Source organism: Pseudomonas sp. efr-133-TYG-23, from assembly GCF_030209215.1.
In the GTDB taxonomy this organism is placed as follows: Bacteria; Pseudomonadota; Gammaproteobacteria; order Pseudomonadales; family Pseudomonadaceae; genus Aquipseudomonas; species Aquipseudomonas rhodesiae.
This window is the reverse complement of record NZ_JARVSL010000020.1, coordinates 153,225-177,662: the sequence shown is the minus strand read 5'-3', so window position 1 is coordinate 177,662 and position 24,438 is coordinate 153,225. Positions and strand designations below refer to the sequence as shown.

The window sequence follows — 24,438 nt, the reverse complement described above, 5'->3', positions numbered from 1 at the left end:
AACAGATTGTTGTGTTTATGCCAGGCATACGCCTGCGACGTCTTACCAGCCTTGGAAGACGCCTTCACTGAGCAAGCGTACCCGGCAAAATCGAGTTGCGTTGTAACCTTTCCTCATAAGCGACCCTGGGTTTTATATAACTAAAACTTGAACTTTTCGCCGCTGTTTAAAATATCGGCGAATAGCATCGATTAAACGTTTAACCGGCGGTTTACGCTTAAACGGCTAACTGGGCACCCACTCTGTCAGCAACATATCGCAAACTATCAAAGTTGATATTTGCCCCGGAATTTACCGCTACCAGGGTCTGCCTCTGCACGCCGCGTTGGGCGACAAACCTGCGCATTCCCGCCACCGCCAACGCACCGGATGGCTCGGTGATGGAGCGGGTATCGTCGTAGATCAGCTTGATGGCGCTGCACAGTTCGTCGTTGCTCACGGTGATGACGTCGTCCACCCAGTCGCGGCATATTTCAAAACCGTAGGCGCCGATCTGCGCCACCGCGGTGCCGTCGGCAAACCCATCGACGCTGGGCAACACCACCCGTTCGCCGGCACGTAACGCCGCCAGCAAACAACTGGAGCCTTCGGCTTCGACCCCGATGATGCGCACCTCGGGCCGCAGGTATTTGACATACGCCGCGATCCCCGCGATCAGCCCGCCGCCGCCCACCGGTACGAAGATCGCGTGCAGCGGGCCCTGTTGCTGGCGCAGGATCTCCATCCCTACCGTGCCTTGACCGGCGATCACATCCGGGTCGTCGAAGGGCGAGACAAAGGTGCCACCGCTGGCCTCGGCCAAGGCCAGCGCATGGGCCAGGGCAAACGGAAAACTCGGCCCATGCAGCACCGCCTCGGCGCCTCGGGAGCGCACGCCCTGCACCTTTAAATCCGGCGTGCTGCAAGGCATCACGATCCGCGCCTTGATCCCCAGTTCCCGCGCCGCCAGTGCTACGCCCTGGGCGTGGTTGCCTGCTGAAGCGGTGATGACCCCTTGAGTGCGCTGCGCGTCGCGAAGTTGCACCAATTTGTTGTAGGCACCGCGCACCTTGAAGGAAAAGGTCGGCTGCAGGTCTTCGCGCTTGAGCAGCACTTGGTTGCCGAGCAACGCCGACAGTGCCGGGGCCGCTTGTAACGGCGTGCGCACGGCCAAGTCATAGACCGGCGCGGCGAGGATCTTTTTTACATAGTGCTCAAGCAAACGTGTATCGGACGTCGCTGGGGCTGTGGGGGTACTCATCGGTGTCTCCTGGCGGTGTGTGTAGGGCCCAGGAGACGGAAAAACAAAACCCGCCTCTAGGGCGGGTTTGGGTGCAGCCGTGCGCTATCCCGCCAACTGAGGAATGGCGGTAATAATGCTTGGCTGGCGAAAGAAGGTATGAAATGTCATGAAACGAAACTAACCGCCTACCGTGTGACCCGTCAATCGGCTTATGGGATTTTGCTATTGGGGGTTTACGTCAAATATACGAAACATATACGCTTTGTATATCCGTTCTGACACAGTGAACACCATGGGCATCGTTAAGATCACCGACCAACTGCACGAACAATTACGCCTAGCCAGCGCGACGATGGACCGCTCCATCAACGCTCAGGCCGAGTTCTGGATCAAAGTCGGCCTGCTCGCCGAACTGAACCCCACCCTGACCTACAACGACTTGATCAACAAACTGTTGCTGGACAAACCCGAACTGATCCGAGGGCGTGAATGATGATCAAGACTGCCGCCCAACTGGCTGTGATGCGCGAATCCGGTCGCCTACTGGCCCAAGTGTTCGACATGCTCGACGGCTTCGTCGCCGCCGGTCGCTCGACCCTGGAGCTGGACGCCGCCGTCGAAGCGTTTATCCGCAACGACTTGCAGGCCCGCCCCGCCAGCCTCGGCCAGTACGACTACCCGTTCAGCATCAACACCTCAATCAACGAAGTGGTGTGCCATGGCATGCCCAGCGCCAAGGACGTGCTCAAGGACGGCGACATCATCAACATTGACATCACCCTGGAAAAAGGCGGCTTTATCGCCGACGCCAGCAAGATGTATATGATCGGCACCGTCGCGCCCAAAGCCCGGCGCCTGGTGGAGATGACCTTCGAGGCAATGTGGGCCGGTATCCGCCAGGTCAAGCCTGGGGCGCGCCTGGGCGATATCGGCCATGCCATCCAAAGCCACGCCCAAGCCAATGGCTACAGTGTGGTGCGCGAATACTGCGGCCATGGCATCGGCCGGCAGATGCACGAAGAACCACAGATTCTGCACTTCGGCCGCCCCGGCACCGGGCTTGAGCTGCGCGAAGGTATGGTGTTTACCGTCGAACCGATGCTCAACCAGGGCAGCGCCAAAGTGCGCAGCCTCAAGGACGGCTGGACGGTCGTCACCAAAGACAACAGCCTGTCGGCGCAATGGGAACACACCGTGGCGGTGACGGCCGACGGCTACGAAGTCCTGACCCTCCAGCGACCGCCCACTCTCAGAGGCTGAAACCCAACCAGTGTTGAGCAGGCTTGCCCCGCGCTGGGCTGCGAAGCGGCCCCAAAACCTGACGACCGTTTATGCCAGGCACACCGCAGTGATTGGAGAAAGGGCCGCTGCGCGTCCCGGCGCGGGGCAAGCCCGCTCACCACAAAACGCTCATGTGCTCAGGTGATGTTTCTACCGGAGATATTATGTAGATACCGATGCTCATCGGGGATGCCTACACAACTCTCAGAGGCTGACACCCAGCCACGTGGTGAGTAGGCTTGCCCTGCGCTGGGCTGCGAAGCGGCCCCAAACCTGACGACCGTTCATGCCAGGCACACCGCAGTGACTGGAGAAAGGGCCGCTGCGCGCCCCGGCGCGGGGCAAGCCCGCTCACCACAAAAAGCTCATGTGCTCAGGTGATGTTTCTACCGGAGATATGTAGATACCGATGCTCATCGGGGATGCCTACACAACTCTCAGAGGCTGACACCCAGCCACGTGGTGAGCAGGCTTGCCCCGCGCTGGGCTGCGAAGCGGCCCCAAGACCTGACGACCGTTCATGCCAGGCACACCGCAGTGATCGGAGAAAGGGCCGCTGCGCGGCCCGGCGCGGGGCAAGCCCGCTCACCACAAAAAGCTCATGTGCTCAGGTGATGTTTCTACCGGAGATATGTAAATACCGATGCTCATCGGCGATGCCTACACAACTCTCAGAGGCTGACACCCAGCCATGTGGTGAGCGGGCTTGCCCCGCGCTGGGCTGCGAAGCGGCCCCGCTGGTCCTCACGCCACCTGCCTGATCCCTGCCTTGGCCTCCAATTCGCGCACCAGCGGCAATACCCGCTTGCCGAAGTACTCCACTTCTTCCTGGAAGTGCAGAAAGCCCGCCAGCACCAGGTCCACGCCCACGGCCTTGAGCGCGACGATGCGTTCGGCGATTTGTTGCGGCGTGCCGATCAGGTTGGTCTTGAAGCCGTCGTTGTACTGCACCAGGTCTTCAAAACTGGACTTGGCCCAGTTGCCCTCGCCTTCGGGCGAGGCCTTGCCGGCTTGTTTGGCGGCGTCACCGAAGGCGTTCACCGCTTGCGGGTCGGCTTTGTCGATGATTTCGGCCAGCACGGCGCGGGCTTCCTCCTCTGTGTCGCGGGCAATCACAAAGGCATTCACGCCGATCTTGACCGAATGGTTGTTCGCCGCAGCCTTGGTGCGGATGTCATCGACCTGGGCCTTGATACCTTCCGGGGTATTGCCATTGGTGAAATACCAATCCGACACCCGCGCGGCCATATCCCGCGCGGCCCGCGAGCTGCCGCCCTGGAACACTTCCGGCCGGCCCAGCGGCTTGGGCTTGAGGGTGTAGTTGTTGAAGCGGTAGAAGTCGCCCTTGAAGGTGAAATCATCCTGGGTCCAGATGCCTTTAAGCGCGCGGATAAATTCTTCGGAGCGACGATAGCGTTCGTCGTGCTCCAACCAAGGCTCGCCGATGGCCTGAAACTCGCCCTTGAACCAGCCGCTGACGATATTCACCGCGATGCGGCCGTTGGTGAGCTGGTCGATGGTCGCCAATTGCTTGGCCGCCAGCGCCGGCTGCCAGGGCCCTGGCAGGATCGCGGCGATAACCTTGAGTCGGGTGGTGGCGGCCAGCAGGGCATGGCTGAACGCCACGGACTCATGTTGGTTCTCGGCACCGTAACCGGCGGTGAAGCGGATCTGGGTCAGGCCGTACTCGAAGCCCGCCGCTTCGGCCAGTTGCGCCAATTTGCGGTTGTAGTCGATGCCCCAGTGGGTGCGTTGCTCGATCTTGCTGACCACCAGCCCACCGCTGACGTTGGGCACCCAATAGGCAAATTTCACGGCTTGCTGACTCATCGAACGGTACCTCGCACAAAAGGGATGTACCGAAGGGTTGAGCAGCAAGCGTGCCAGCCTGGGCAAAGCCCCCGAGCCAGGGCGGTTGCGCGGGATATTGCCGGCGGGGATCCCTTGGCGGCGAGTGTCGGGCTTCGCGCCTTTTGTCGGATCGCTGTTGCCAGGGCAACAGTTCTAACCCTCCAATCCCCATAAACACTGGGCTCGGCGCCCGGCACGGAGTGTGCAACTGCCCTTGCACCGATCACCGCCCAGGAACCGTCCCATGACCGAACACCACATCATCAATCCGCTGGCTACCGGCGCCGACTATGCCGCCCTGGCGGCGCGCTTTCGCCCGATTTTCCAACGCATCGCCGAGGGCGCGCTGGAACGGGAAAACACCCGCACCCTGCCCCACGCGCCGATCCAATGGCTCAAAGAGGCCGGTTTTGGCGCCGTACGCGTGCCGGTGGAATACGGGGGTGGCGGCGCCTCGCTGCCGCAGTTGTTCGCGCTGCTGATCGAACTGGCCGAAGCCGACTCCAACGTGCCCCAGGCCCTGCGCGGGCACTTCGCCTTTGTCGAAGACCGCCTGAATGCCGCGCCCGGCGCCGGCCGTGACCTGTGGTTCAAGCGCTTCGTCGACGGCGACATCGTCGGCTGCGCTTGGACCGAAATCGGCGCAGTGGCCATCGGCGAGGTGGTCACCCAAGTGACACCGAACGGTGATCAGTGGGCGCTCAATGGCGAGAAGTTCTACAGCACCGGCAGCATTTTTGCCGACTGGATTGACGTGTACGCCCAACGCAGCGACACCGGCGGCGACGTGATTGCCGCCACCCGCGCGCGCCAGCCTGGGGTGGTGCACAGCGATGACTGGGACGGCTTTGGCCAACGCACCACCGGCAGCGGCACGTCGCGCTTTACCAATGCCGTGGTGGAGGCGGAAAACCTCATCGACTTTGCCACCCGCTTCAAATACCAGACGGCATTTTATCAACTGGTGTTGCTGGCCAGCCTCGCCGGGATCGGCCGCGCCGCGCTCAAGGACGTGGCGCAGCACGTACGCAGCCGCAAGCGCATCTACAGCCACGGCAATGCGGCCCATGTCAGCCAGGACGCGCAGATTCAGCAGGTGGTGGGCGAAGTCGCCGCCCTGGTGTATGCCGCCGAAGCCAGCGCGTTGAAGGCTGCGGAGCCGGCGCAACGAGCGTACCTGGCGCGGTTCGGCGGGGATGAAGTGGCCGAGCGCGAGGCCAATGTGGCGGCCGAAATCGAATCGGCCACGGCGCAGGTGGTGGTGTCGGAATTGATTCAGCGGGCCACCAGCGAACTGTTCAATGCGCTGGGAGCTTCGGATGTGCGCCAAGGCAAGGGTTTGGACCGGCATTGGCGCAACGCGCGGACCGTGTCCTCGCACAACCCGGTGATCTACAAGGCGCGGATTGTGGGGGATTGGGTGATCAATGGCACCGAACCGCCGTTCGTTTGGCAGATCGGCAATGGCCCGGCGAAAGACTAAAACAGAATGAGCCGAACCCTGTGGGAGGCGCTTGCCCCTCCCACCTCAGAACGCCAATTTGTAACCGACGGCCATCAACATAACCGCCAGGCACGGGCGCAATACACCGTCCGGGATCTTGCCGGTCATATGGCTGCCGATGTAGATCCCCGGCAGCGAGCCCATCAGCAGAAAGCCCAGCAGGTGCCAGTCCATATTGCCCATGCCGGCATGGCCCAGGCCCGCCACCAGGGTCAGCGGCACGGCGTGGGCGATTTCGGTGCCCACCAGTCGGCGCGTGGCCAGGAACGGATAGAGGATAAACAGCGCCACGGTGCCCAGGGCGCCGGCGCCAATGGAGGTCAGGGCGACCATGGTGCCGAGGATCGCTCCGGTAAGCACGGTCAAGGCATTCAGGTTGCGCGGGTTCATGTGGTAGCTGTCGCCGGCATGACGCTGGGCGAAAGCCAACAGGGTTTTCTTGAAAAGAATCGCCAAAGCGGTCAACAGCAGCACCACGCCGAGGGCCTGCTTGATCACCGCGTTCATTGCGCTGGGGTCGGTGTGCAAAGTGGCCAGGAACCACAGGGTCAGGAGCACGGCGGGCACACTGCCGAGGGTGAGCCAACCGGTGATGGTCCAGTCGATGTTCTTGTTCTTGCTGTGCACCAGCACGCCGCCGGACTTGGTAATAGCGGCGTACAGCAGGTCGGTGCCTACGGCCGTGGCCGGGTTGATACCGAACCACAACAGGATCGGCGTCATCAAAGAACCGCCGCCGACGCCGGTCATGCCGACGATAAAACCCACGATCAGGCCGGCAATGACAAAACCAAAGTTACCCACTTCCATTAACAGCTACCTGCGGCCATATAAATTACTGGCCGCAGGATAGCGATTTTTCTTATAACCACTTATACCAATATGATCTGACTTTATGCCTTTTACGCCAGCCGGTGACACACGTAAGCCTGCGTCTGGTAAGGAAACGCTACGGTCTCACGCCCGCGAAGGTCGGGATGGGTGTCGATCAGGGTGCGCAGTTGCGCGGTGACGCGGGCCTTTTGCGGGTCCGGCAGCGCCGCAATGAAACTCACCGAGAGGAAGCGATCAATGATCACTTCCTGGGGGCTGCCTACGTGCTGGTAGGCAAAACAGGTCAGTTCGGGCATGGAAAAATACTCGCCGCGAAAGGCATCACGCCAATGGCCCGTATGGAACCGTGGGGTATCGCCTTCATAAGGCGTGATGATCTCGGTGATCGCCGCCACCCAGTCCACCGACTCGTCGCGCACATTCCACACCAGGCCCAGGCGCCCATCGGGCTTGAGTACACGGTGAATTTGCGCCAATGCCGGCTGTGTGGCGAACCAGTGGAAGGCCTGCGCGCACACGACGACGTCGGCACTCGCCGTGTCCAGGGGCATGGCGTCGGCGGTACCGGAAACCAGACGTACACCGGGCAATGCCTTGAGCAGTTGCTCGCCCATCTGCGCCACGGGTTCCACGGCGATAAGCGTCGGCGCCAGGCTACTGAGCAAGCGGGTGAACTTGCCGGTGCCGGCGCCTAGGTCGACCACCGTTGACTGGCCGGTAACCCCCAGCGTCTCGCTGAGCCAGCCCGTGAGTTGGCGGGGGTAATCTGGCCGCCCCTGGGCGTAAGTGGCGGCCTGGGTTGAGAAACCTAGTTGAGCAGACGCGTGAACGGCGGTCATGGTCAATCTCTCCTCGGGTAAAACGGGGCCACAGTATGCTCTTTTGCCCGCCTGCTTGCAGGCCGATCAGCTCGCGCTGCTGGGCAACCACACCCGAAACCGCGCGCCGCCCAGCGGTGAAGCCTGGGCGGTCAACGTCCCGCCCTGAGCCTCCAGCGCACGCCGGCTGATCGCCAGGCCCAGACCGAAGCCGCCAGTGGCACGGTCGCGGCTGCGGTCGAGACGGTAGAAGGGTTCGAAGATGCGCTCTCGCTGCTCCAGCGGAATGCCGATGCCGTCATCGTCTACCCAGATCTCACAGCCCTTGGGACATACCTTGACGCCCACCTGGATGCGTTTTTCGCAGTAGCGCGTGGCGTTGCGCAGCAGGTTCTGCAACGCGCGGGCGGTGAGGCGTGGGTCGAGACTGAAGCGCTCGACGGCACAATCGAGCGCCACATCGATGACGATTTCGGGGTTTTCCAGTTCGTCATCGACGCTGCCTAGCACGCTGTCGATAAATTCATCGAGCACCACGTCCACCCGCTCCGGCAGTTGCGACGGGTTCTGCAAACGGCTGTAGGACAACAACTCCAGCACCAACTCGTCCAGCTCACGGATATGCGCCACCAGGCCCTGCAGGCGTTCGCGGCTGGCCTGGGGCAGGTCTTCGGACAGTGCCAGGGCCAGGCCGAAGTCCAGACGCGTGAGGGGGGTGCGCAGTTCATGGGAGACCGCGTTGAGCAGGTCGCGCTGCTGGTTGAGCAAGTGCTCGATGTCGTCGGCCATAGTGTCGAACACCGCGGCCAGGCTGCCGATAGTGGAACGGGCCGAGATTCCCGTGCGCTCCGTCAAATTACCCCGGCCCAACTGCGCGGCAGTGCTTTTCAAGCGCTCAAGGTCGCGCCAGTGCGGGCGCAGCCAGGTCAGCAGGCACACCAGCAGCGCGGCGACAATCAGCACGTTGATGGCCCAGTACAGCAAGTTCATGTCCAGCGGGTCCGGCGGGATGGTCAGCTTGACCACAAACTGATCGTTGATCGGCGAGCTGATCTCTTCCATCCAGCCCCACTCCCCCAGGCGCACCACCGGTTTGCCCTGCTCCAGCAAGCGCGCTTCTTCGAGGGTATAACTGGCGTCCTGCCGCAGCAGCAGTTGCACATGCAGCGGCGCGAATTCCCGCCCCAGTTGCTCGGTTACCTGAGACCAGCGCTCCACCGGCGCACGTTGATACTGCTTGACGATCAGGTGTTGCTGGCCGCGGGTCTGCTCGATGTTGTAATTCAGGTAGCGGTGTTCAAACAGCTGGATCACCAGCTTGGGAATCAGGTAGATCGCGGCGCTATAGGTGACGATAGTGATCAGAAAGAGGCGAATCAGCACGCGCAGCATGGGTCAGCATTCCCACTCGGAACGGCTGAACAAGTAACCCTTGCCCCATACCGTTTTGATCTTGCGCGCTTCGCCGGCATGGTCGTCGAACTTGCGCCGCAGCTTGGAGATGGCCACGTCCACCGAGCGATCGGTGCCGTTGAACTCGATACCGCGCAGGCGTTGCAGGATCTGGTCGCGACTGAGCACTTCGCCGGCGTGCCGCGCCAGCACCACCAGCAGGTTGTATTCGCCGCTGGACAGCTCCACGGCCTGGTCGCGCCAGGTCACGGTGCGCTCCGACAGGTCGATGCACAGGTTGCCCATCAGGATCTGATCGTTGGCCACCTGGGGTTCGGACAAACTGCTGCGGCGCAGCAAGGTGCGCACCCGTGCCAGCAGCACGCGGGGTTCGCAGGGTTTGGTGACGTAGTCATCGGCGCCCATTTCCAGGCCAAGTACCTGATCGTGGCTGTCGTCGCGGGCGGTGAGCATCAGGATCGGCAGACAGGCCGAGTCGGCGCGCAGCAGGCGGCACACCTGCAGGCCATCAAGCCCGGGCAGCATCAGGTCGAGGATTACCAGGTCCGGGGGATCACGGCGCGCGCGTTCCTGCACCAGATCGCCACGACTGAGCACGTTGACGTGGTAGCCGTTGCGCTCCAGGTAGCTGGCAATCAGCTCGGAGAGCGCGGCGTCGTCTTCGACCAGGAGGATGTTGGGCATGAAGGTGTTTCCAGAAAATACAGTGATGTGTCGTACACACACCCAATGCCGGAGGGTGCAAACGCCCTCCGGCATTGGATACTGAGTGTTGCAAGATTGTGCAAGGATATACGCCCTCGGTGCCTCGCGCGCCGCACCTTACATTTCTTCACACACCTGCTACACAGCTTCACAGCACCGAGGCGCCGGTGACTTTAGGATGCGCCAGTCATTATTGGGATAAGAGCATGTCGAAGAATCTGTTTGCGCCGTTTTGCCTGCTGGCCCTGACGCTGGCACTGAGTGCCTGTGACCAGTCGGCCGTCGAAGCGCCGGAAATGCCTCTGGCCAAGGTTCGCATCGAGACCTTGCAAGCCAAGCCCCTGTCCATCAGCAGCGAATTGAGCGGGCGCATCGCCGCGCCACGCATTGCCGAAGTGCGCGCGCGGGTAGCCGGCGTGGTGCTGCAGCGGGTGTTCAAGGAAGGCCATGACGTCAAACAGGGCGACGTGTTGTTTCGCATCGACCCGGCCCCCTTCAAGGCCGACCTGGACAGCGCCAAGGCCAACCTGAGCAAGGCGGAAGCCAACGCGTTCCAGGCGCGCCTGCAAGCGCAACGCTACAGCCAGTTGGTGGAAGGCAACGCCATCAGCGGCCAGGACTACGACAACGCCCGCGCCGCCGTGCGCCAGACCAACGCCGAAGTCGCCGCCAATAAAGCCGCCGTTGAACGCGCCAAGCTCAACCTCGGCTACGCCACCGTCACCGCGCCGATTTCCGGGCGCATCGGCCGGGCGTTGGTCACCGAAGGCGCCCTGGTCGGCCAGAACGAGGCCACACCGCTGGCGATCATCCAGCAACTGGACCCGATCCACGCCGACCTTACCCAATCCACCCGCGAGCTGAACGACCTGCGCCGCGCCTTCCGCGCCGGCAGCCTGAAGCAGGTCGGCCAGGACCAGGCCAAGGCCACGTTGATCCAGGACGACGGCAGCCTCTACCCGCTGCCGGGCAAATTGCTGTTCGCTGAAATCAGCGTCGACCCCGGCACCGGGCAAATCGTTCTGCGCAGCGAGTTCCCCAACCCGGACCTCGACCTGCTGCCCGGCAGCTTCGTGCGCGTACGCCTGGAGCAGGCAGTCGATACCCAGGGCCTGAGCGTGCCGCAACGCGCCATCACCCGCGACAGCGCCGGCGTCCCCATGGTGCTACTGCTGGACGCCGAACAGACCGTCAGCCAGCAACCGGTGGAGCTGGGCGCGGTGATCGGTGATCGCTGGGTGGTCAGCCATGGCCTCAAACCCGGTGACCGCATCATCGTGGAAGGCCTGCAACACGCGCGGCCCGGTGAGAAAGTCCAGGTGGACGACAGCCCAGCCAAGCTGGCCAACAAGGATTCCTGAGCATGCCGCAGTTCTTTATCGACCGCCCGATCTTCGCCTGGGTGGTAGCGCTGTTCATTCTGCTGGCCGGCCTGTTGGCCATCCCCCAGTTGCCAGTGGCGCAATACCCGAACGTCGCGCCGCCGAAAGTCGAGATTTACGCGGTGTACCCCGGTGCCTCGGCGCAGACCCTGGATGAGAGCGTCGTAAGCCTGATTGAGCAGGAACTCAACGGCGCCGATCATCTGTTGTATTTCGAGTCCCAGAGCAGCCTGGGGTCGGCAACGATCACGGCCACCTTCCAACCCGGCACCAACCCGGAGATGGCCCAGGTGGATGTGCAGAACCGCCTCAAAGCCGTGGAGCCGCGCTTGCCCCAGGCCGTGACTCAGCAGGGCCTGCAGGTGGAAAAAGTCTCCGCGGGCTTCCTGCTGCTGGTGACCCTCACCTCCAACGACGGCAAGCTCGATGACGTTGCGCTCAGCGATTACCTGGCGCGCAACGTGATGAACGAACTCAAGCGCCTGGACGGGGTGGGCAAGGCTCAGCTGTACGGGGCCGAGCGCGCCATGCGCATCTGGATCGACCCGCAGAAGCTGATCGGTTTCAACCTCACCCCGGCCGACGTGAATGCCGCCATCGCTGCGCAGAACGCCCAGGTCTCGGCCGGCAGCATCGGTGATTTGCCGGGCACCCATACCCAGGAAATCACCGCCGCGATCCTGGTCAAGGGCCAATTGTCGACCCCGGCGGAATTCGCCGACATCGTGCTCAAGGCCAACCCGGACGGTTCCACCGTGCGCATCGGCGATGTGGCGCGGGTGGAAATCGGCAGCCAGGAATACCAGTTCTCCACGCGCCTGAACGGCAAACCCTCCACCGCCGTGAGTGTGCAACTGTCACCGGGCGCCAATGCGCTGAACACCGCGACCCTGGTGCGGGCGAAGATGGACGAGTTGTCGCGCTATTTCCCGGCCAATGTGGAATACAAGATCCCGTACGACACCTCGCCTTTCGTCAAAGTCTCGATCACCAAGGTGGTCTACACCCTGCTGGAGGCCATGGCGCTGGTGTTCGCGGTGATGTTCCTGTTCCTGCAGAACGTGCGCTACACGCTGATCCCGACCCTGGTGGTGCCGATTGCGCTGATGGGCACCTTCGCCACCATGTTGCTGCTGGGTTTCTCTATCAACGTGCTGACCATGTTCGGCATGGTGCTGGCCATCGGTATCCTGGTGGACGATGCCATCGTGGTGGTGGAGAACGTCGAGCGGATCATGGTCACCGAGGGGCTACCGCCCAAGGAAGCGACGCGCAAGGCCATGGGGCAGATCACCGGCGCGATCATCGGCATTACCCTGGTGCTGGTGGCGGTGTTCCTGCCGATGGCGTTCATGGCCGGGTCCGTGGGGGTGATCTACCAGCAGTTTTCACTGTCGATGGCCACCTCGATTCTGTTCTCGGCGTTCCTCGCCCTGACGTTGACCCCGGCCCTGTGCGCCACTTTGCTCAAGCCAATCGCCAAGGGCGAGCACCATGCCAAAGGCGGCTTCTTCGGTTGGTTCAACCAGCGTTTCGAGCGGCTCACCGAGCGCTATACCGGCTGGGTGGCCTACGCCCTCAAGCGCAGCGGCCGCTACCTGCTGATCTATCTGGTGCTGCTGGTGGGCCTGGGGCTGTTGTTCACGCGGCTGCCCTCCTCGTTCCTGCCGGTGGAAGACCAGGGTTACACCATCACCGATATCCAACTGCCGCCGGGCGCCAGCAAGAACCGCACGGTGCAGGTGGCCGAGCAGATCGAAGCGCACAACGCCGGCGAGCCGGGGGTGGGCGATACCACCATGATCATGGGCTTCAGTTTCTCTGGCTCCGGGCAGAACGCAGCGCTGGCGTTTACCACGCTCAAGGACTGGTCGGAGCGCAGCAGCGAGGATGCCGCCGCCGCGATTGCCGAGCGTGCCAATGGCGCGTTCAGCGAGCTTAAAGATGCGATTGCCTACTCGGTCCTGCCGCCGCCCGTGGATGGCCTGGGCACCTCCAGCGGTTTCGAGTTCCGCCTGCAGGATCGCGGCGGCGTCGGCCATGCGGCATTGATGGCGGCGCGCACCGAACTGCTGGCCCTGGCGGAGAAAAGCCCGATCCTGGCCAATGTGCGCGAAAGCGCCCTGGCCGAGGCGCCCCAAGTGCAGTTGGAAGTCGACCGCAAACAAGCCAACGCGCTGGGGGTGTCCTTCGCCGAGGTGGGCAATGTGCTGTCGTCGGCGATTGGCTCGGCCTATGTCAACGACTTCCCCAACCAAGGCCGCATGCAGCGCGTAGTGGTGCAAGCCGAAGGCGACCGGCGCAGCCAGGTCGAGGACCTGCTGAAGATCCACGTACGCAACGACGCCGGCAAGATGGTGCCACTGTCCGCCTTCGTACAGGCCAAATGGACCCAAGGCCCGGCGCAGTTGACGCGCTACAACGGCTACCCGGCCATTGCGATTTCCGGCGAGGCGGCGCCAGGCTACAGCACCGGTGAAGCGATGACCGAGATCCAGCGCCTGGTCGGCCAACTCCCAGCGGGCCTGGGCCAGGAATGGACCGGCCTGTCGCTGCAGGAACGCTTGTCCGGCTCACAGGCGCCGATACTGCTGGGGCTGTCGCTGCTGATCGTGTTCCTGTGCCTGGCGGCGCTGTATGAAAGCTGGTCGATCCCGACCTCGGTATTGCTGGTCGTGCCGCTGGGCGTGCTCGGCGCGGTACTGGCGGTGAGCTTGCGCGGCATGCCCAACGATGTGTTTTTCAAGGTGGGCCTGATCACCATCATCGGCCTATCGGCGAAGAACGCGATCCTGATCATCGAGTTCGCCAAGGACCTGTATGACCAGGGCGAAGACCTGATCGACGCCACCCTCAAGGCCGCGCGCCTGCGGTTGCGGCCGATCATCATGACCTCGCTGGCCTTCATCCTCGGCGTGGTACCGCTGGCGATTGCCACCGGGGCCAGCTCGGCGAGCCAGCAGGCAATTGGTACAGGGGTGATCGGCGGCATGATCACTGCGACCTTGGCGGTGGTGTTTGTACCGGTGTTCTTTGTGGTGGTCATGAAGCTGGTGCGCAAGCGCAGTCGCTGACTGTCAGCTTCAAGCGGCCAGCCAGAGCACCCTTGCTTCAACTTGCCGCTTGAAGCTTGCAGCCTGCAGCTGCTCAACCTATGTTGCTCACTATTCCCCCGAATCGTGAGCGCCATGCCCTTCCTTGCCCGCACCCATCCGCGTCTCTCCGCCGCCGCCGTCCTTGGCCTTGCGGTGGGTATCCTGGCGCCGTCCGGAACCGTCACCGGCAAAATTCTGATCGGCTGGAATGCCGGCGTCTGGACCTACCTGCTGCTGATGCTGTGGTTGACCAGCCGAGCCAAGGCCGAGGACGTCAAGCGCATCGCCGAGGTAGAGGACGAGAACGCCGGGCTGGTGCTGTTCACGGTGTGCATCGCCGCCATCGCCAGTCTGGCCACCATCACGTTCGAGCTGGTGGGCAGCAAAGACCTGGCCACCTCCGAGCGCTTGCTGCACTACGGGTTTACCGGGTTGACGGTGATCGGCTCGTGGTTGTTGATCGGGGTGATTTTCAGCGTGCATTACGCCCGACTGTATTACACCTGGACCGGCAAGGAGCCAGCGTTGCGCTTTGCCGAGGGCTTGCTCACGCCCAACTACTGGGACTTTCTGTACTTCTCCTTCACCATCGGCGTGGCCGTACAAACCTCCGACGTGGGCGTGGCGACCCGAGGCATGCGCAAAGTGGTGTTGGGGCAATCGCTGATCGGTTTCTTGTTCAACACGGCGATCCTGGGGTTTTCGATCAACATCGCCGCCGGCCTCTTCGGCTAGGCTGCACAAACCTTCTAGACGCTCACACCGCGAGGCGCGTTAATGGGGTTTTACCGTCGCCGAGGGGGATATGGCCGCGCACAATTGGATCGACCTGGCTCAGGACGCCGACACCGGCATCGAAACGCTGCGCGCGCATTTCGAGGGCCACGCCTATGACCCCCACTGGCATGACAGCTACTTGATCGGCGTCACCGAGCAAGGCGTGCAGCAATTCAATTGCCGCCGCGCCCGTCATAACAGCGTGCCGGGCCAGGTGTTCCTGGTGGAGCCCGGCGAGCTGCATGACGGCGACGCGCCCACGGCGGACGGGTTCACCTACCACATGCTCTACCTCGACCCGCAATGGCTAACGCGGGAAGTCAGCGCGGTGTTCGAAGAAGCACCGATCAACAGCCAGCTGGGGTTTGCCAGCACCTTGGCCAACGATCCGCGCCTGGCCCTCGCCACCAGCCAAGCCTTCCGCACCCTGCATAGCGGCGAACTGCGCATCGTGCGTCAGCGCGCTATGGATCAATTGCTCGAATGCCTCACCGGCCAATTGCACTGGCGTCGACGCTATGGCGAGGACCCGCGCCTGCCATGGGTGGCACACAAGGCCCGGGAATACCTGCATGCTCATCTGCACCACGACGTGGGCATGGACGAGCTGGCACTGGCCTGTGGCGTTGACCGCTTTCGCTTGAGCCGCGCCTTCAAGAGCGCGTTCGGCCTGCCGCCCCATGCCTACCTGATACAACTGCGCCTGGCGCGTGCGCGGCACTTGTTGGCCAAGGGTGAACTGCCGGCCGATGTGGCGATTACCCTGGGCTTTGCCGATCAAAGCCACCTGGGCCGCTGGTTCGTGCGCGCCTATGGCCTGACACCGGCGGCGTACCGCAAGCGCTGCACAAATCTTCCAGACAGATAACGCCCCGCCTGGTGAAGATCGACGCCTTAATCGGGTTTATCGGAGTCACTCGCCATGTTGTCCACCTTGTTGCCGTTCATGCTGTTTGCCTTTGTCGCGTCAATCACCCCGGGGCCCACCAATATCCTGGTGCTGAGCAACAGCGCGCGTTATGGCTTCAAGGCTGCCGTGCCGATCATTCTCGGCGCATGCGCCGGCGCGGCGGGGCTTGTGCTGGTGGTGGGTTCAGGGGTCGGCCAGTCGCTGACACAGGCCCCCAAGCTGCAAGCCGTCATGCAATGGGCCGGGGTAGCATGGTTGAGCTATCTGGCCTGGCAGATTTACCGTGCGCCGGCCGAGGCGATCGACCCACAGTCGACGCAAAAACGCCTCGGTTTGATCGGTGCCGCCAGCCTGCAAGTGATCAACCCGAAAACCTGGATGATGGCACTGGCGGTAGTCAGCGTATTTGCCGGCAATGGTGCCGATCGCCAGCACCAGGTGCTGTCCCTGTCGCTGGTGTTCTTCCTGATTGCCCTGCCTTGCCTGGGTGCCTGGGCACTGCTGGGTGCCGGATCCAACCGGGTCTTGCGCTCATCGACGGCAGTACAGCGTTTCAACCGGTGCATGGCCCTCCTCTTGCTGGGGTCGACTTGGCTGAGCGTACTGATCTGAAGATGAAAAAAAGGGGAAGCCGAAGCTTCCCCTGTTGAAGTGAACGAGCGCCTTAGAAATCGTAGCGCACGCCGAAGTTGACACCCCATGGCTGGTCGATCTTCTTGCCTTTGCTGGTTTCGAAGTCCGCATGCAGCTTGAGGTTCTTGGAGACCGACATAGCCACACCGGCCGCCAGCTCGATACGCGAACCCGACAGATCGTTGTTGAAGCTCTGATCGTTGATGAACACCTTGTTGCTCTGGTCGAACTCGTGGGCAACTGCCGTGCGCAGGTACGGCTGCAACACACCGCCGCTTTCCAGCTGGATGTCCTTACCAGCGGTGACGCCCACCTTACCGACCACCGAGCTGGAACGATCACCCTTGGCCTTCAGGCCATTGGACAGCTCGTAGCTCTGCGCCTGGGTAATCGTCGCCGCCAACTGGCCATAAGGCTCGACGAAGAAGTCGTTATCCAACTTGATGTGGCGACCGACCTCAGCCGACGCACCCACAGCGTTCTGCGTGTAACTGCCCTTGGCTTTCTTGCCGTCGCTCATGGTCACATCGACATCGTTGTGCAAGCGGTTGAGCTTAGCGACACCATCGAAGTACAGACCGCTCTCGTCATCCAGCCAGGTGGCGTAGGCACCCAGGTAGTAGCTCTTGACCTCGCCTTTGCTACCCCGGTTGAGGCTCAGGTCCGACGTGCTGTGACCGGCCATGACGCCCGCCAGCCATTGGCCGTCGCCGCTGGACAACGGCGTGTCAGCACCGATGGTGAAACCTTTTTGCGTCTGCGAATAACCGGCGCCATTCTTGTTGGCCGCCACTTCGTGCTTGTTGCCGTAGCTGCGCATCCACAGGCCATTGTCGCGGCGATCGCTGAAGCGCAGTTCACCCATGCGGGTACGCAGGATGGACGACTCACCGTACAGGATCGTCGGCGCACTGTTGAACAACGCCAGTACCGAGTGAGCACTGGTGCTGGTGCCTTTGCGCGTCGGGTCCAGCAACCAGTCGCCGCCGTCCTTCTGCAAGCCATAGGCGTATGCACCGATATCCACGGTATCGCCCACCAGAGAGAAGTGCGCGTCGCCCCCCTCGGTATGCACCACCTTGATCGGCTGGCCGCTGGCCAGTTCCGAGCCGGTGGCGTTCAGCAACAGGCTGTGGTTGCCTTCGGCCTTGCCTTCCACATTGAGGAAGTCGGTCTGGTGCGTGGAGAAGTCGGTGTGCATGACAAAGGTGCCATTGCCTTCCAGACTCTTCACGTCCAACTGGTAGAACTCATCCGGCCCACCGAAGTGCACGGCACCGCCGCCCATCTTCAAAGCGTCGACATTGCTGTCACCTACCAGATTCCACTGGGAGGCGTTGTTCACACTCAACTCGGCAACGTTTTTCAGCTGGCCGGTGAGTGAGGAGCCGTTGTTGAGCTGCACTTTGGCAGTGGAGCCTTCTTCTACCACCACATCACCAAACAAACGGCTATTGTCGACGTTCATATTGGCACTGGAACCGCCGGTGACTTCCAGGATATTGCCGTTGCCGCCGGTGAGGGTTGAGCCGTTGCGCACCTGAATATCGGCGTTAGTCCCGGCTTTTGTCAGGATAGCAGCGCCATTTGTGCCTTGGACGCTGGAACCCTCCAGCACCAGCGTGGTGTCCAGAACGCCGGAGGATCCGTCAATGCCCATTTGCACGCCGTTTGCTCCCCCGACAAAGTGACTATCAGTGGCGAAAGCCTGTCCGCTCAACAGTGCAACACCGATGCCATTGGCGTTCGTCGCCTGGACGCGCGAACCGGAAAAATCCAGCACGCTGTAGGCGCTGGCAGAGGCTCCCTGATTAGTACCAGTGACAGTACTATTGACTACTTTGACACTGGAGCCATCGGTCCCGCCCAAGGAACGCCCCGCAGCCAGCGCAGTACCGTTGCCATGAATGACATTACTGTTGCTGATCAATACGTTGCTGCCGCCGACAGCATGGAGAGCGACGTTGGCCGTGCTGCGAGCGATGACATCGGAGCCGTCGATACGGACCTGCGAATTAGTGGCAGAAATATCTTGGGTAGAACTGCCCGGCGTGACCACTAATGTGGCGGATCGGGCACGAATATCCTTGGTGACGACACCCTCGACCGTCAGGCCGGAACCTGGGAGTAACTCAAAACGATCCGGTGCGGGTCCTGGGCGGACATACTCATCAGGCCCGGTGACAACTCGGGCTTCGGCTGTATGTGCCATAACCATGAGCAAGGTAACGGCCTTGACTTTCAGGGCGACACTCAATGGCGAAAGCTTGAAACTGAATACGGATGACATGTAACTAACCTCTGGGTTGGCATTCCAATATGGAAGAAACTGGCCGGTTCCAAAGTGCGAGGGACCATGCCAATCGAGCGTCGCCAAGTTATCCCGAGCGGTTACCACTTTATGTAGGACTAATCCCAAGTGCCTGCATTAATGGGCCACACGGCAAGTAGCCCTGAAGGGATGCCCAGCTCCCAGAGAGAGTTATAAAAAACGCCAAAGGGAAGCCGTGCCTCCCTTTGGCGACAACTGCGCGCCTCTACTACGCTGGCACGGGAGTTCCGTCGCAGAAAATCCCGGTAGGCCCACCAATTAGATGGCCACGCACCAGCGGTGTGGCTTCAGCGGAAGTGACCAGTTGGCCATGCAACATAATGGTGTAGTAAACCCTGGCTGATCCGGCGGTCCGGTTAGCTCTAGTGGGTTGAATCGGTTTGAAGCGTGTGAAGTAGTCTTCCAGTTTGAAGTCGATTCCACTGTTCAATTCGGTTTGTGTCAGCGGCGGCGAGTCCTTGAACCCATAGACCTCAGTGACTTCGTCCGTACCCAAGTCATCCCGGTAACCCCGCCAATGCAACCTGACAATCATGTTTAAAGCGAAATGTTCTGAGGCCGGGGCATGGACTAGAATATTCCCTAGTGCGGGCTCGAAGCTCGTGCAATTGAGAAACCCAGCGCCATCGCCTAACAGCTTTTGAATAATGGGTGGGCGAAGTGAGATGATGTTGGCCGTGACTTCTACTAGCGTAGTGGACGAATATTGCCTGTTAGAAGAGCCTGTCGAGCCAATGGTGTAATACACCCTCATCGTTCCATTACCGTGACTTGCAATGATGCTCCAAGGAATGTGCATCACTACATCTTGGAGCGCCGTACCATTTGGTACGAATAGGGTGTCAGCCAGTACGCCCTCATAGTAGAAATAGATAGTGAAGGGACCCGCGTCCGGCGTGGGGGGAAAGTGCCACAACCTTATATGGACATTGGCTGGCCGGTTGGCGTGCTCAGGCGTCAGCTCATTATCCGCACCCTCGATGCCTGTTGCATCTTCGCCTCTGACCACTGCCGGGTTCAAATTAGGGTTGATCAGGCTCGGCTCGTCCGGATTGGTCGGCCCCACCACGAAGAGGTCCAGATTCGTCATCGCGGTCAACAGCGCATTGTGGCTGACTGAACGACGTTTGACGACGTAGGAAACGGTCATCTCCAATTCCCCTTGCGTCGCGCCATAAATCTGAAGCAGCGTCGGAAATTCCGCATGCACCGTTACCGGAAAAAGGTTGTTGCCTAGCGGCACATCGGGCAACGTTTGTGAGCCCAATGAGGTTGTCAAGGTCACACTGAGAACGTCACCGTCATTGCCGCGCATGTAGTTGTCGTAAGCCGGTATACGAATGATTGCGCCATTGAGTTGCGCGGCGTCATCACGATCGATCAGTTGATCGCCGGGCACCGCCAAATCGATAGTGGGCGCCTTGAAGTTAGTTGGCTCAGGAAACAGCGCCACATCAAAAACAAACTGGGACGACAGTCTCGCGGGGTTTCCCGCCGCGTCGTACAACTCGTAGCGCAAACTGCGCAACCCATCTTCACTGCCCTGGACAACCGACAATGGCAAGGGGATTGTCAAATTGGCAGGAAGCACCCATTTCGGATCGCTACTGCCAGCAGTAGGCAGATAGGGCGTATCCGAATTGTTGTAGTACAACAAGGCATAGTCACCGTCTGCCTGCCCGTTGTCCCCATAACCAGGCACGGTAAACAGCGCGGTTGCATTAGGCAACCCTTGGAAATACGCCAAGGTGGCAGGCGTCGGCAAATCTCCCGGAGGCAGCGGCGCGGGGATCGGTCCCACGTGGCTGTAATAAGGACCCGCAAGGTCAACGATCAGCGGCTGACGCAACGATTCACTTTCATTCTTGACGCTCTCAACGTACACGCTGTATAGCAAGTGGTGAACGCCAGGTGGCCGCCGCGCCAGTGCAATATTGACCGGCACACCGGTTGCCGGGGGGGAGGACACCGTACATGTCGTGAATGGGTCGTCCGGACGAGTGTCACCCAATGGCCACATCCACACACTCACAGTGTCCGGGGCACTTGGGTCCGTACTGAAATCCTCCCAACGAGGAATTATAAAATCCATGGTTTCTTTGAGCGCGGTATAGCGATCAATTAGACCGGGGAAACCCGGTACCTCGCCTTCATAGGTACCAGGGGGCAAAGCATTCAGTCGATCGGATTCTCGACGACGAGCTTCAAAGCAACGAATAAATTCCAACGTTTTCTTTTCCATCTCTATTCTCCAACGTGAATTAACTAACACTGCGTTCTCAAGGCGTGCGAAAGCACGCGATGCAACATCGCAATTGGCCTTGCTCGTAGTACGCAAGATGAAAGACTTACTTTAAAGCTAACGACTGATTACAACGGTATTACCAAATCTATATAAGCCTCTAGCTGTTCTAAGTCTCGACGCGGGTCGGTACTCCGTCGCTTGCGCATAAAATCTCATCGCCCGCCTGGCAATACCCGCCCGCAGGGTAGTTGAGGTCGATACGAATATATCTGGGCTTTGACTCACCAATGAGCGCACCGCCACGTCTTACTTGGAACCACGCTTGCGCGGTGCGACTGTCGCGCATCGGGACCACTTTTTCTTCATACGGCCAAACAAGGAAGTTCAAGCCACCCTCCAATTGTTCCTGACTGAAGAACGTTTGATTTTCGGCATACCTCGACTGATCAATAGCCGGCGGTGACCAATTATTATTAGGGAAGCCTTCCCACATCAGCCTCACTACATCGTTGAGTTGGAATCGCGCATCGGGCGCGACATACCAACCAACACCTTCGAAAATCTCCGGTTTGGAACAGCACGCCAATTTAGCGGCGGGGCCCACCAGCGAATGTTTAAGCACGGGTTCGTTAAATTGAATCAGCGCTCCCGTATTCACGTTTACCAACGTATTGGGAGAGCGTTGATCATTCACGCCATTACTGGTGGTGTAATACACCGGCAAGGCCGGGTTAATGACCCCCGTCATCGCTGCCCAGGGAATCACACTGGAAAACACCAACTGCCCTTCTACATCCCCAAGTTGTACGGTGTAGGTCGCGACCGGTCCCGTCCCGTTCCAGTAGAACCGAAGAATCTGCCCCGGTTCGGGGTTGTCATAAAGCAGCACACGAGCTCGCGCGCCTGCAGGATTGTCATCATGGTTAACGACGTCTTGAGTGTTAGAGGTCAACCCCCACACTTGCGCGACCGGCAAATCCGGATTGAGCAGCGCCGGCGCATTGACATGGTCCTGCCCGGCGATGGTGAGGTTTACATTCACCGGAATATTGAAAGACGGAAATGGTGGCAAAGCGCCGCGAATGATCTCGTAGCGGACCGGGACCGTTTCGGCGATCAATGGGTCAGTCAAAGGCCCGCGTAAAACACTCCACGGCACCTCGACATCACAGGGGAAACTGTTGACCGGCTGCACAGCGGTGGGGCGACCTTTCCAATACACAATGACCTGATCCATGGGTGCCCAGTCGGTGTAAGCAGTTATCCTGACAAACACGCCAGCCCTGGCGTCTTCGCGATTGATCAGTAAGTCGTCGTAGCGGGGCGGAACAATTTGTGGCAACGGCAAGTCGCCCGGCAACGGGACCAAAGCCAGTTGAAACGGCAGTCCTGCACTGCGGTCACTGAAGTTGCCGGCCCTATCAAAAATTCGGAAAAAAACGTACGCGGCACCGTTACTCAGCGTGCGAAACGCATCGGCAGGCAACGTAACGACCAAGGGATCAGTGCTGGAGACCAGTTCAAACGTGCCGTCCTCCCCGGCAACCGGAGGGTTGGGTGAATTCGACAGGTAGAAGTGAATGATGTCGCCGTCATTGCGCCCCGTATAAAGAGGAACGTCAAACGCCACCTGCGGATTATTGATCAAGTACGCCTCATCCATGAGAGGCGAAGGTGGCACCACAAATTCCAGGTGATCCGCCGGGTTCAGCAACTGCGGAGAGCTCATATCGACTGTCAGTGTTCGTTTGGGGTCGAGGACACTCTCTCCACCAAATGAATCAGTGACTGAGTAGTACAGTTCAACCGGGCCAGACTGCTCACGCAGCACCACTAACGGTATAAACATCTCGTGCTCGGCAGGAAACGGCGGCGGCGTATGGATCATTAGCTGGTCGTCATGAACCACCACACCGCCCCTTGCCCAAAAGAGCTTGAGAGTATGTGGCGTGTCCAACGGCTCCGGCGGCGGCGCCCACATTGGGATCAACACTCGAAGCGGCGCCAGCATCAGCGCCGCCGGTATCAAGCCAGTTGGATCCGCAGGGTCGACACCCGGGATGTTTATCGGAAGGAGTGCCAGCGCCCCCGGAGGTACCGCTCCTAAGGTCTCGTTGCCAGGATTGAATCTGCGTGACATGACGACTCCCTCAATGATGTGGTGCGAATAAACCAGACCGGGTCACCGACTGAAACTTGAGGAAATTAAACCCTTAACGATGCCTATCGGAAACTGTCAGAACTAACAGGTAATGGCGCCACTGGTCGGAATGGAATGCCTGGCGCCACCATCATTTTTCTTGACGACCTGGGTTATAACGTGTTCCATGAAACCGGTTTCAGCCGCCACTTGTATGACGTTTTCCAATAATAAAGGCCGTCCCACGTGACCACTTTTTCCACCGCCCAGCGCAGCCGCGTGACCATGCTCGACGTTGCCCGCCACGCCGGCGTGTCCAAGGCCAGCGTCTCGCGTTTCATCGGTGAAGACCGCGCCCTGCTCTCCGATGCGATCGCCCTGCGCATCGAGCAAGCCATCGAACAACTCGGTTACCGCCCCAACCAGATGGCCCGAGGCCTTAAACGTGGCCGCACGCGCCTGATCGGTATGCTGGTGGCGGATATTCGCAACCCCTATTCCATTGCGGTGATGCACGGCGTAGAAACCGCCTGCCGCCAGCATGGCTACAGCCTGGTGGTGTGCAACACCGACCGCGACGATGAGCAGGAGCGCCAGCACCTGGCGGCCCTGCGCTCGTACAACATCGAAGGCCTGATCGTGAACACCCTCGGCCATCACCTCGACCAACTGCTGGAATTGCAACGGGAAATGCCCCTGGTGCTGGTGGACCGCAAGGTCGAGCCGCTGCACAGCGACCTGGTGGGGCTGGACAACCCGGCGGCGGTGCAGATGGCGGTGGAGCACCTGGAACAACAGGGCTACCGCGACTTGCTGCTGGTCAGCGAAGCCACCGATGGCACCAGCTCGCGCCTGGAGCGCCTGGCCAGTTTCAAAGCCGAGATCGCCCGCCGCCCGGCGTTGAGCGGCGCCGTGCTGGAGCTGGACGACGCCCTTGAAACCCACCTGCGCAATTTTCTCGCCACGCCGGGCCCCAAGGCGTTGTTCTGCGCCAACGGCGTTGCCGCGCTGGCCTGCACCCGCGCGCTCAAGAATCTTAGCTGCCACCTATTTGACGACATCGGCCTGATCGCCCTGGATGACCTGGACTGGTACCCGCTGGTAGGCAACGGCATCACCGCCCTCGCCCAACCCACCGAAGCCATCGGCGCCAGCGCGTTCGACTGCCTGCTCAAGCGCTTGCGCGGCGACACCGAGCCGACCCGCACCCTGGATTTCCTGCCCCAACTCATCATCCGCGGCTCCACCACGCGCCGACAGGGATGAGTGTTTTTTTTGAACAAAAATGAAACCGGT

18 protein-coding genes are annotated in these 24,438 nt (G+C 60.8%); 9 read left to right on the top strand and 9 right to left on the bottom strand.

The genetic code is table 11. From position 1 onward, the window contains the following. Nucleotides 1-217 precede the first annotated feature (217 nt). Nucleotides 218-1,240 carry a threonine ammonia-lyase, biosynthetic gene (gene ilvA / locus QRN41_RS14190; RefSeq protein WP_167418330.1) on the bottom strand — a complete coding sequence of 341 codons (1,023 nt, stop codon included), beginning with the start codon at nt 1,238-1,240 and terminating at the stop codon, nt 218-220. A 274-nt stretch (nt 1,241-1,514) separates the two neighbouring features. Here ilvA and QRN41_RS14185 point away from each other — a divergent pair, with 274 nt between their 5' ends. Both QRN41_RS14185 and map read left to right on the top strand, forming a co-directional pair. Then, the gene (locus tag QRN41_RS14185; protein ID WP_034137963.1) at nt 1,515-1,715 is read left to right on the top strand and encodes a ParD-like family protein; all 201 of its coding nucleotides are present in this window, start codon (nt 1,515-1,517) and stop codon (nt 1,713-1,715) included. After that, entirely contained in the window at nt 1,715-2,482 is a 768-nt protein-coding gene (map, locus tag QRN41_RS14180) for a type I methionyl aminopeptidase (protein WP_094066896.1), read from the top strand. Before QRN41_RS14185 ends, map begins: the two co-directional genes overlap by 1 nt. Before the next feature lie 765 nt (nt 2,483-3,247). On the opposite strand, the gene sfnG is transcribed toward map, so the two are convergent. Beyond that, nucleotides 3,248-4,333, bottom strand: coding sequence for a dimethylsulfone monooxygenase SfnG (gene sfnG, locus QRN41_RS14175; protein WP_034137962.1), 1,086 nt, complete (start codon nt 4,331-4,333; stop codon nt 3,248-3,250). 265 nt (nt 4,334-4,598) lie between these two features. Here sfnG and QRN41_RS14170 point away from each other — a divergent pair, with 265 nt between their 5' ends. Next, nucleotides 4,599-5,837 (top strand): acyl-CoA dehydrogenase family protein, encoded by a 1,239-nt coding sequence (locus tag QRN41_RS14170; protein WP_034097121.1) that lies wholly within the window; start codon nt 4,599-4,601, stop codon nt 5,835-5,837. Between the two features lie 45 nt (nt 5,838-5,882). On the opposite strand, the gene QRN41_RS14165 is transcribed toward QRN41_RS14170, so the two are convergent. From QRN41_RS14165 to QRN41_RS14150, 4 genes are all read right to left on the bottom strand, one after another. Then, on the bottom strand, nt 5,883-6,668 hold the full coding sequence (locus tag QRN41_RS14165) for a sulfite exporter TauE/SafE family protein (RefSeq protein ID WP_034097119.1): 786 nt from the start codon (nt 6,666-6,668) through the stop codon (nt 5,883-5,885). A 92-nt stretch (nt 6,669-6,760) separates the two neighbouring features. Continuing rightward, complete coding sequence (locus QRN41_RS14160; protein WP_167417554.1) at nt 6,761-7,531, bottom strand: class I SAM-dependent methyltransferase; 771 nt, start codon at nt 7,529-7,531, stop codon at nt 6,761-6,763. A gap of 66 nt (nt 7,532-7,597) precedes the next feature. After that, nucleotides 7,598-8,902 (bottom strand): ATP-binding protein, encoded by a 1,305-nt coding sequence (locus tag QRN41_RS14155; protein WP_167417553.1) that lies wholly within the window; start codon nt 8,900-8,902, stop codon nt 7,598-7,600. Between the two features lie 3 nt (nt 8,903-8,905). Continuing rightward, nucleotides 8,906-9,607 carry a response regulator gene (locus tag QRN41_RS14150; RefSeq protein WP_034097114.1) on the bottom strand — a complete coding sequence of 234 codons (702 nt, stop codon included), beginning with the start codon at nt 9,605-9,607 and terminating at the stop codon, nt 8,906-8,908. Between the two features lie 227 nt (nt 9,608-9,834). On the opposite strand from QRN41_RS14150, the gene QRN41_RS14145 reads away from it, so the two are divergent. From QRN41_RS14145 to QRN41_RS14125, 5 genes are all read left to right on the top strand, one after another. Next, nucleotides 9,835-10,989, top strand: a complete 1,155-nt coding sequence (locus QRN41_RS14145; protein ID WP_167417552.1) for an efflux RND transporter periplasmic adaptor subunit — start codon at nt 9,835-9,837, stop codon at nt 10,987-10,989. A 2-nt stretch (nt 10,990-10,991) separates the two neighbouring features. Then, nucleotides 10,992-14,084 carry a multidrug efflux RND transporter permease subunit gene (locus QRN41_RS14140; protein ID WP_167417551.1) on the top strand — a complete coding sequence of 1,031 codons (3,093 nt, stop codon included), beginning with the start codon at nt 10,992-10,994 and terminating at the stop codon, nt 14,082-14,084. A 114-nt stretch (nt 14,085-14,198) separates the two neighbouring features. Continuing rightward, nucleotides 14,199-14,840, top strand: coding sequence for a DUF1345 domain-containing protein (locus QRN41_RS14135; RefSeq protein ID WP_167417550.1), 642 nt, complete (start codon nt 14,199-14,201; stop codon nt 14,838-14,840). A gap of 70 nt (nt 14,841-14,910) precedes the next feature. After that, nucleotides 14,911-15,750 (top strand): AraC family transcriptional regulator, encoded by an 840-nt coding sequence (locus QRN41_RS14130; protein WP_285421688.1) that lies wholly within the window; start codon nt 14,911-14,913, stop codon nt 15,748-15,750. Nucleotides 15,751-15,804: 54 nt separating this feature from the next. Then, a complete protein-coding gene (locus QRN41_RS14125) occupies nt 15,805-16,404 on the top strand; it encodes a LysE family translocator (RefSeq protein WP_167417548.1) in 600 nt (199 codons plus the stop codon). Nucleotides 16,405-16,456: 52 nt separating this feature from the next. Here QRN41_RS14125 and QRN41_RS14120 read toward each other — a convergent pair whose 3' ends face one another. The 3 genes from QRN41_RS14120 to QRN41_RS14110 form a co-directional block, all read right to left on the bottom strand. Further along, entirely contained in the window at nt 16,457-18,715 is a 2,259-nt protein-coding gene (locus tag QRN41_RS14120) for an autotransporter outer membrane beta-barrel domain-containing protein (RefSeq protein WP_167417547.1), read from the bottom strand. Between the two features lie 250 nt (nt 18,716-18,965). Beyond that, entirely contained in the window at nt 18,966-20,999 is a 2,034-nt protein-coding gene (locus tag QRN41_RS14115; RefSeq protein ID WP_243269817.1) for a hypothetical protein, read from the bottom strand. Nucleotides 21,000-21,168: 169 nt separating this feature from the next. Further along, on the bottom strand, nt 21,169-23,142 hold the full coding sequence (locus QRN41_RS14110) for a hypothetical protein (RefSeq protein ID WP_167417546.1): 1,974 nt from the start codon (nt 23,140-23,142) through the stop codon (nt 21,169-21,171). A gap of 246 nt (nt 23,143-23,388) precedes the next feature. Between QRN41_RS14110 and QRN41_RS14105 the strand changes: the two genes are divergently transcribed. Further along, nucleotides 23,389-24,408, top strand: a complete 1,020-nt coding sequence (locus QRN41_RS14105) for a LacI family DNA-binding transcriptional regulator (protein ID WP_167417545.1) — start codon at nt 23,389-23,391, stop codon at nt 24,406-24,408. Nucleotides 24,409-24,438: the final 30 nt, after the last annotated feature.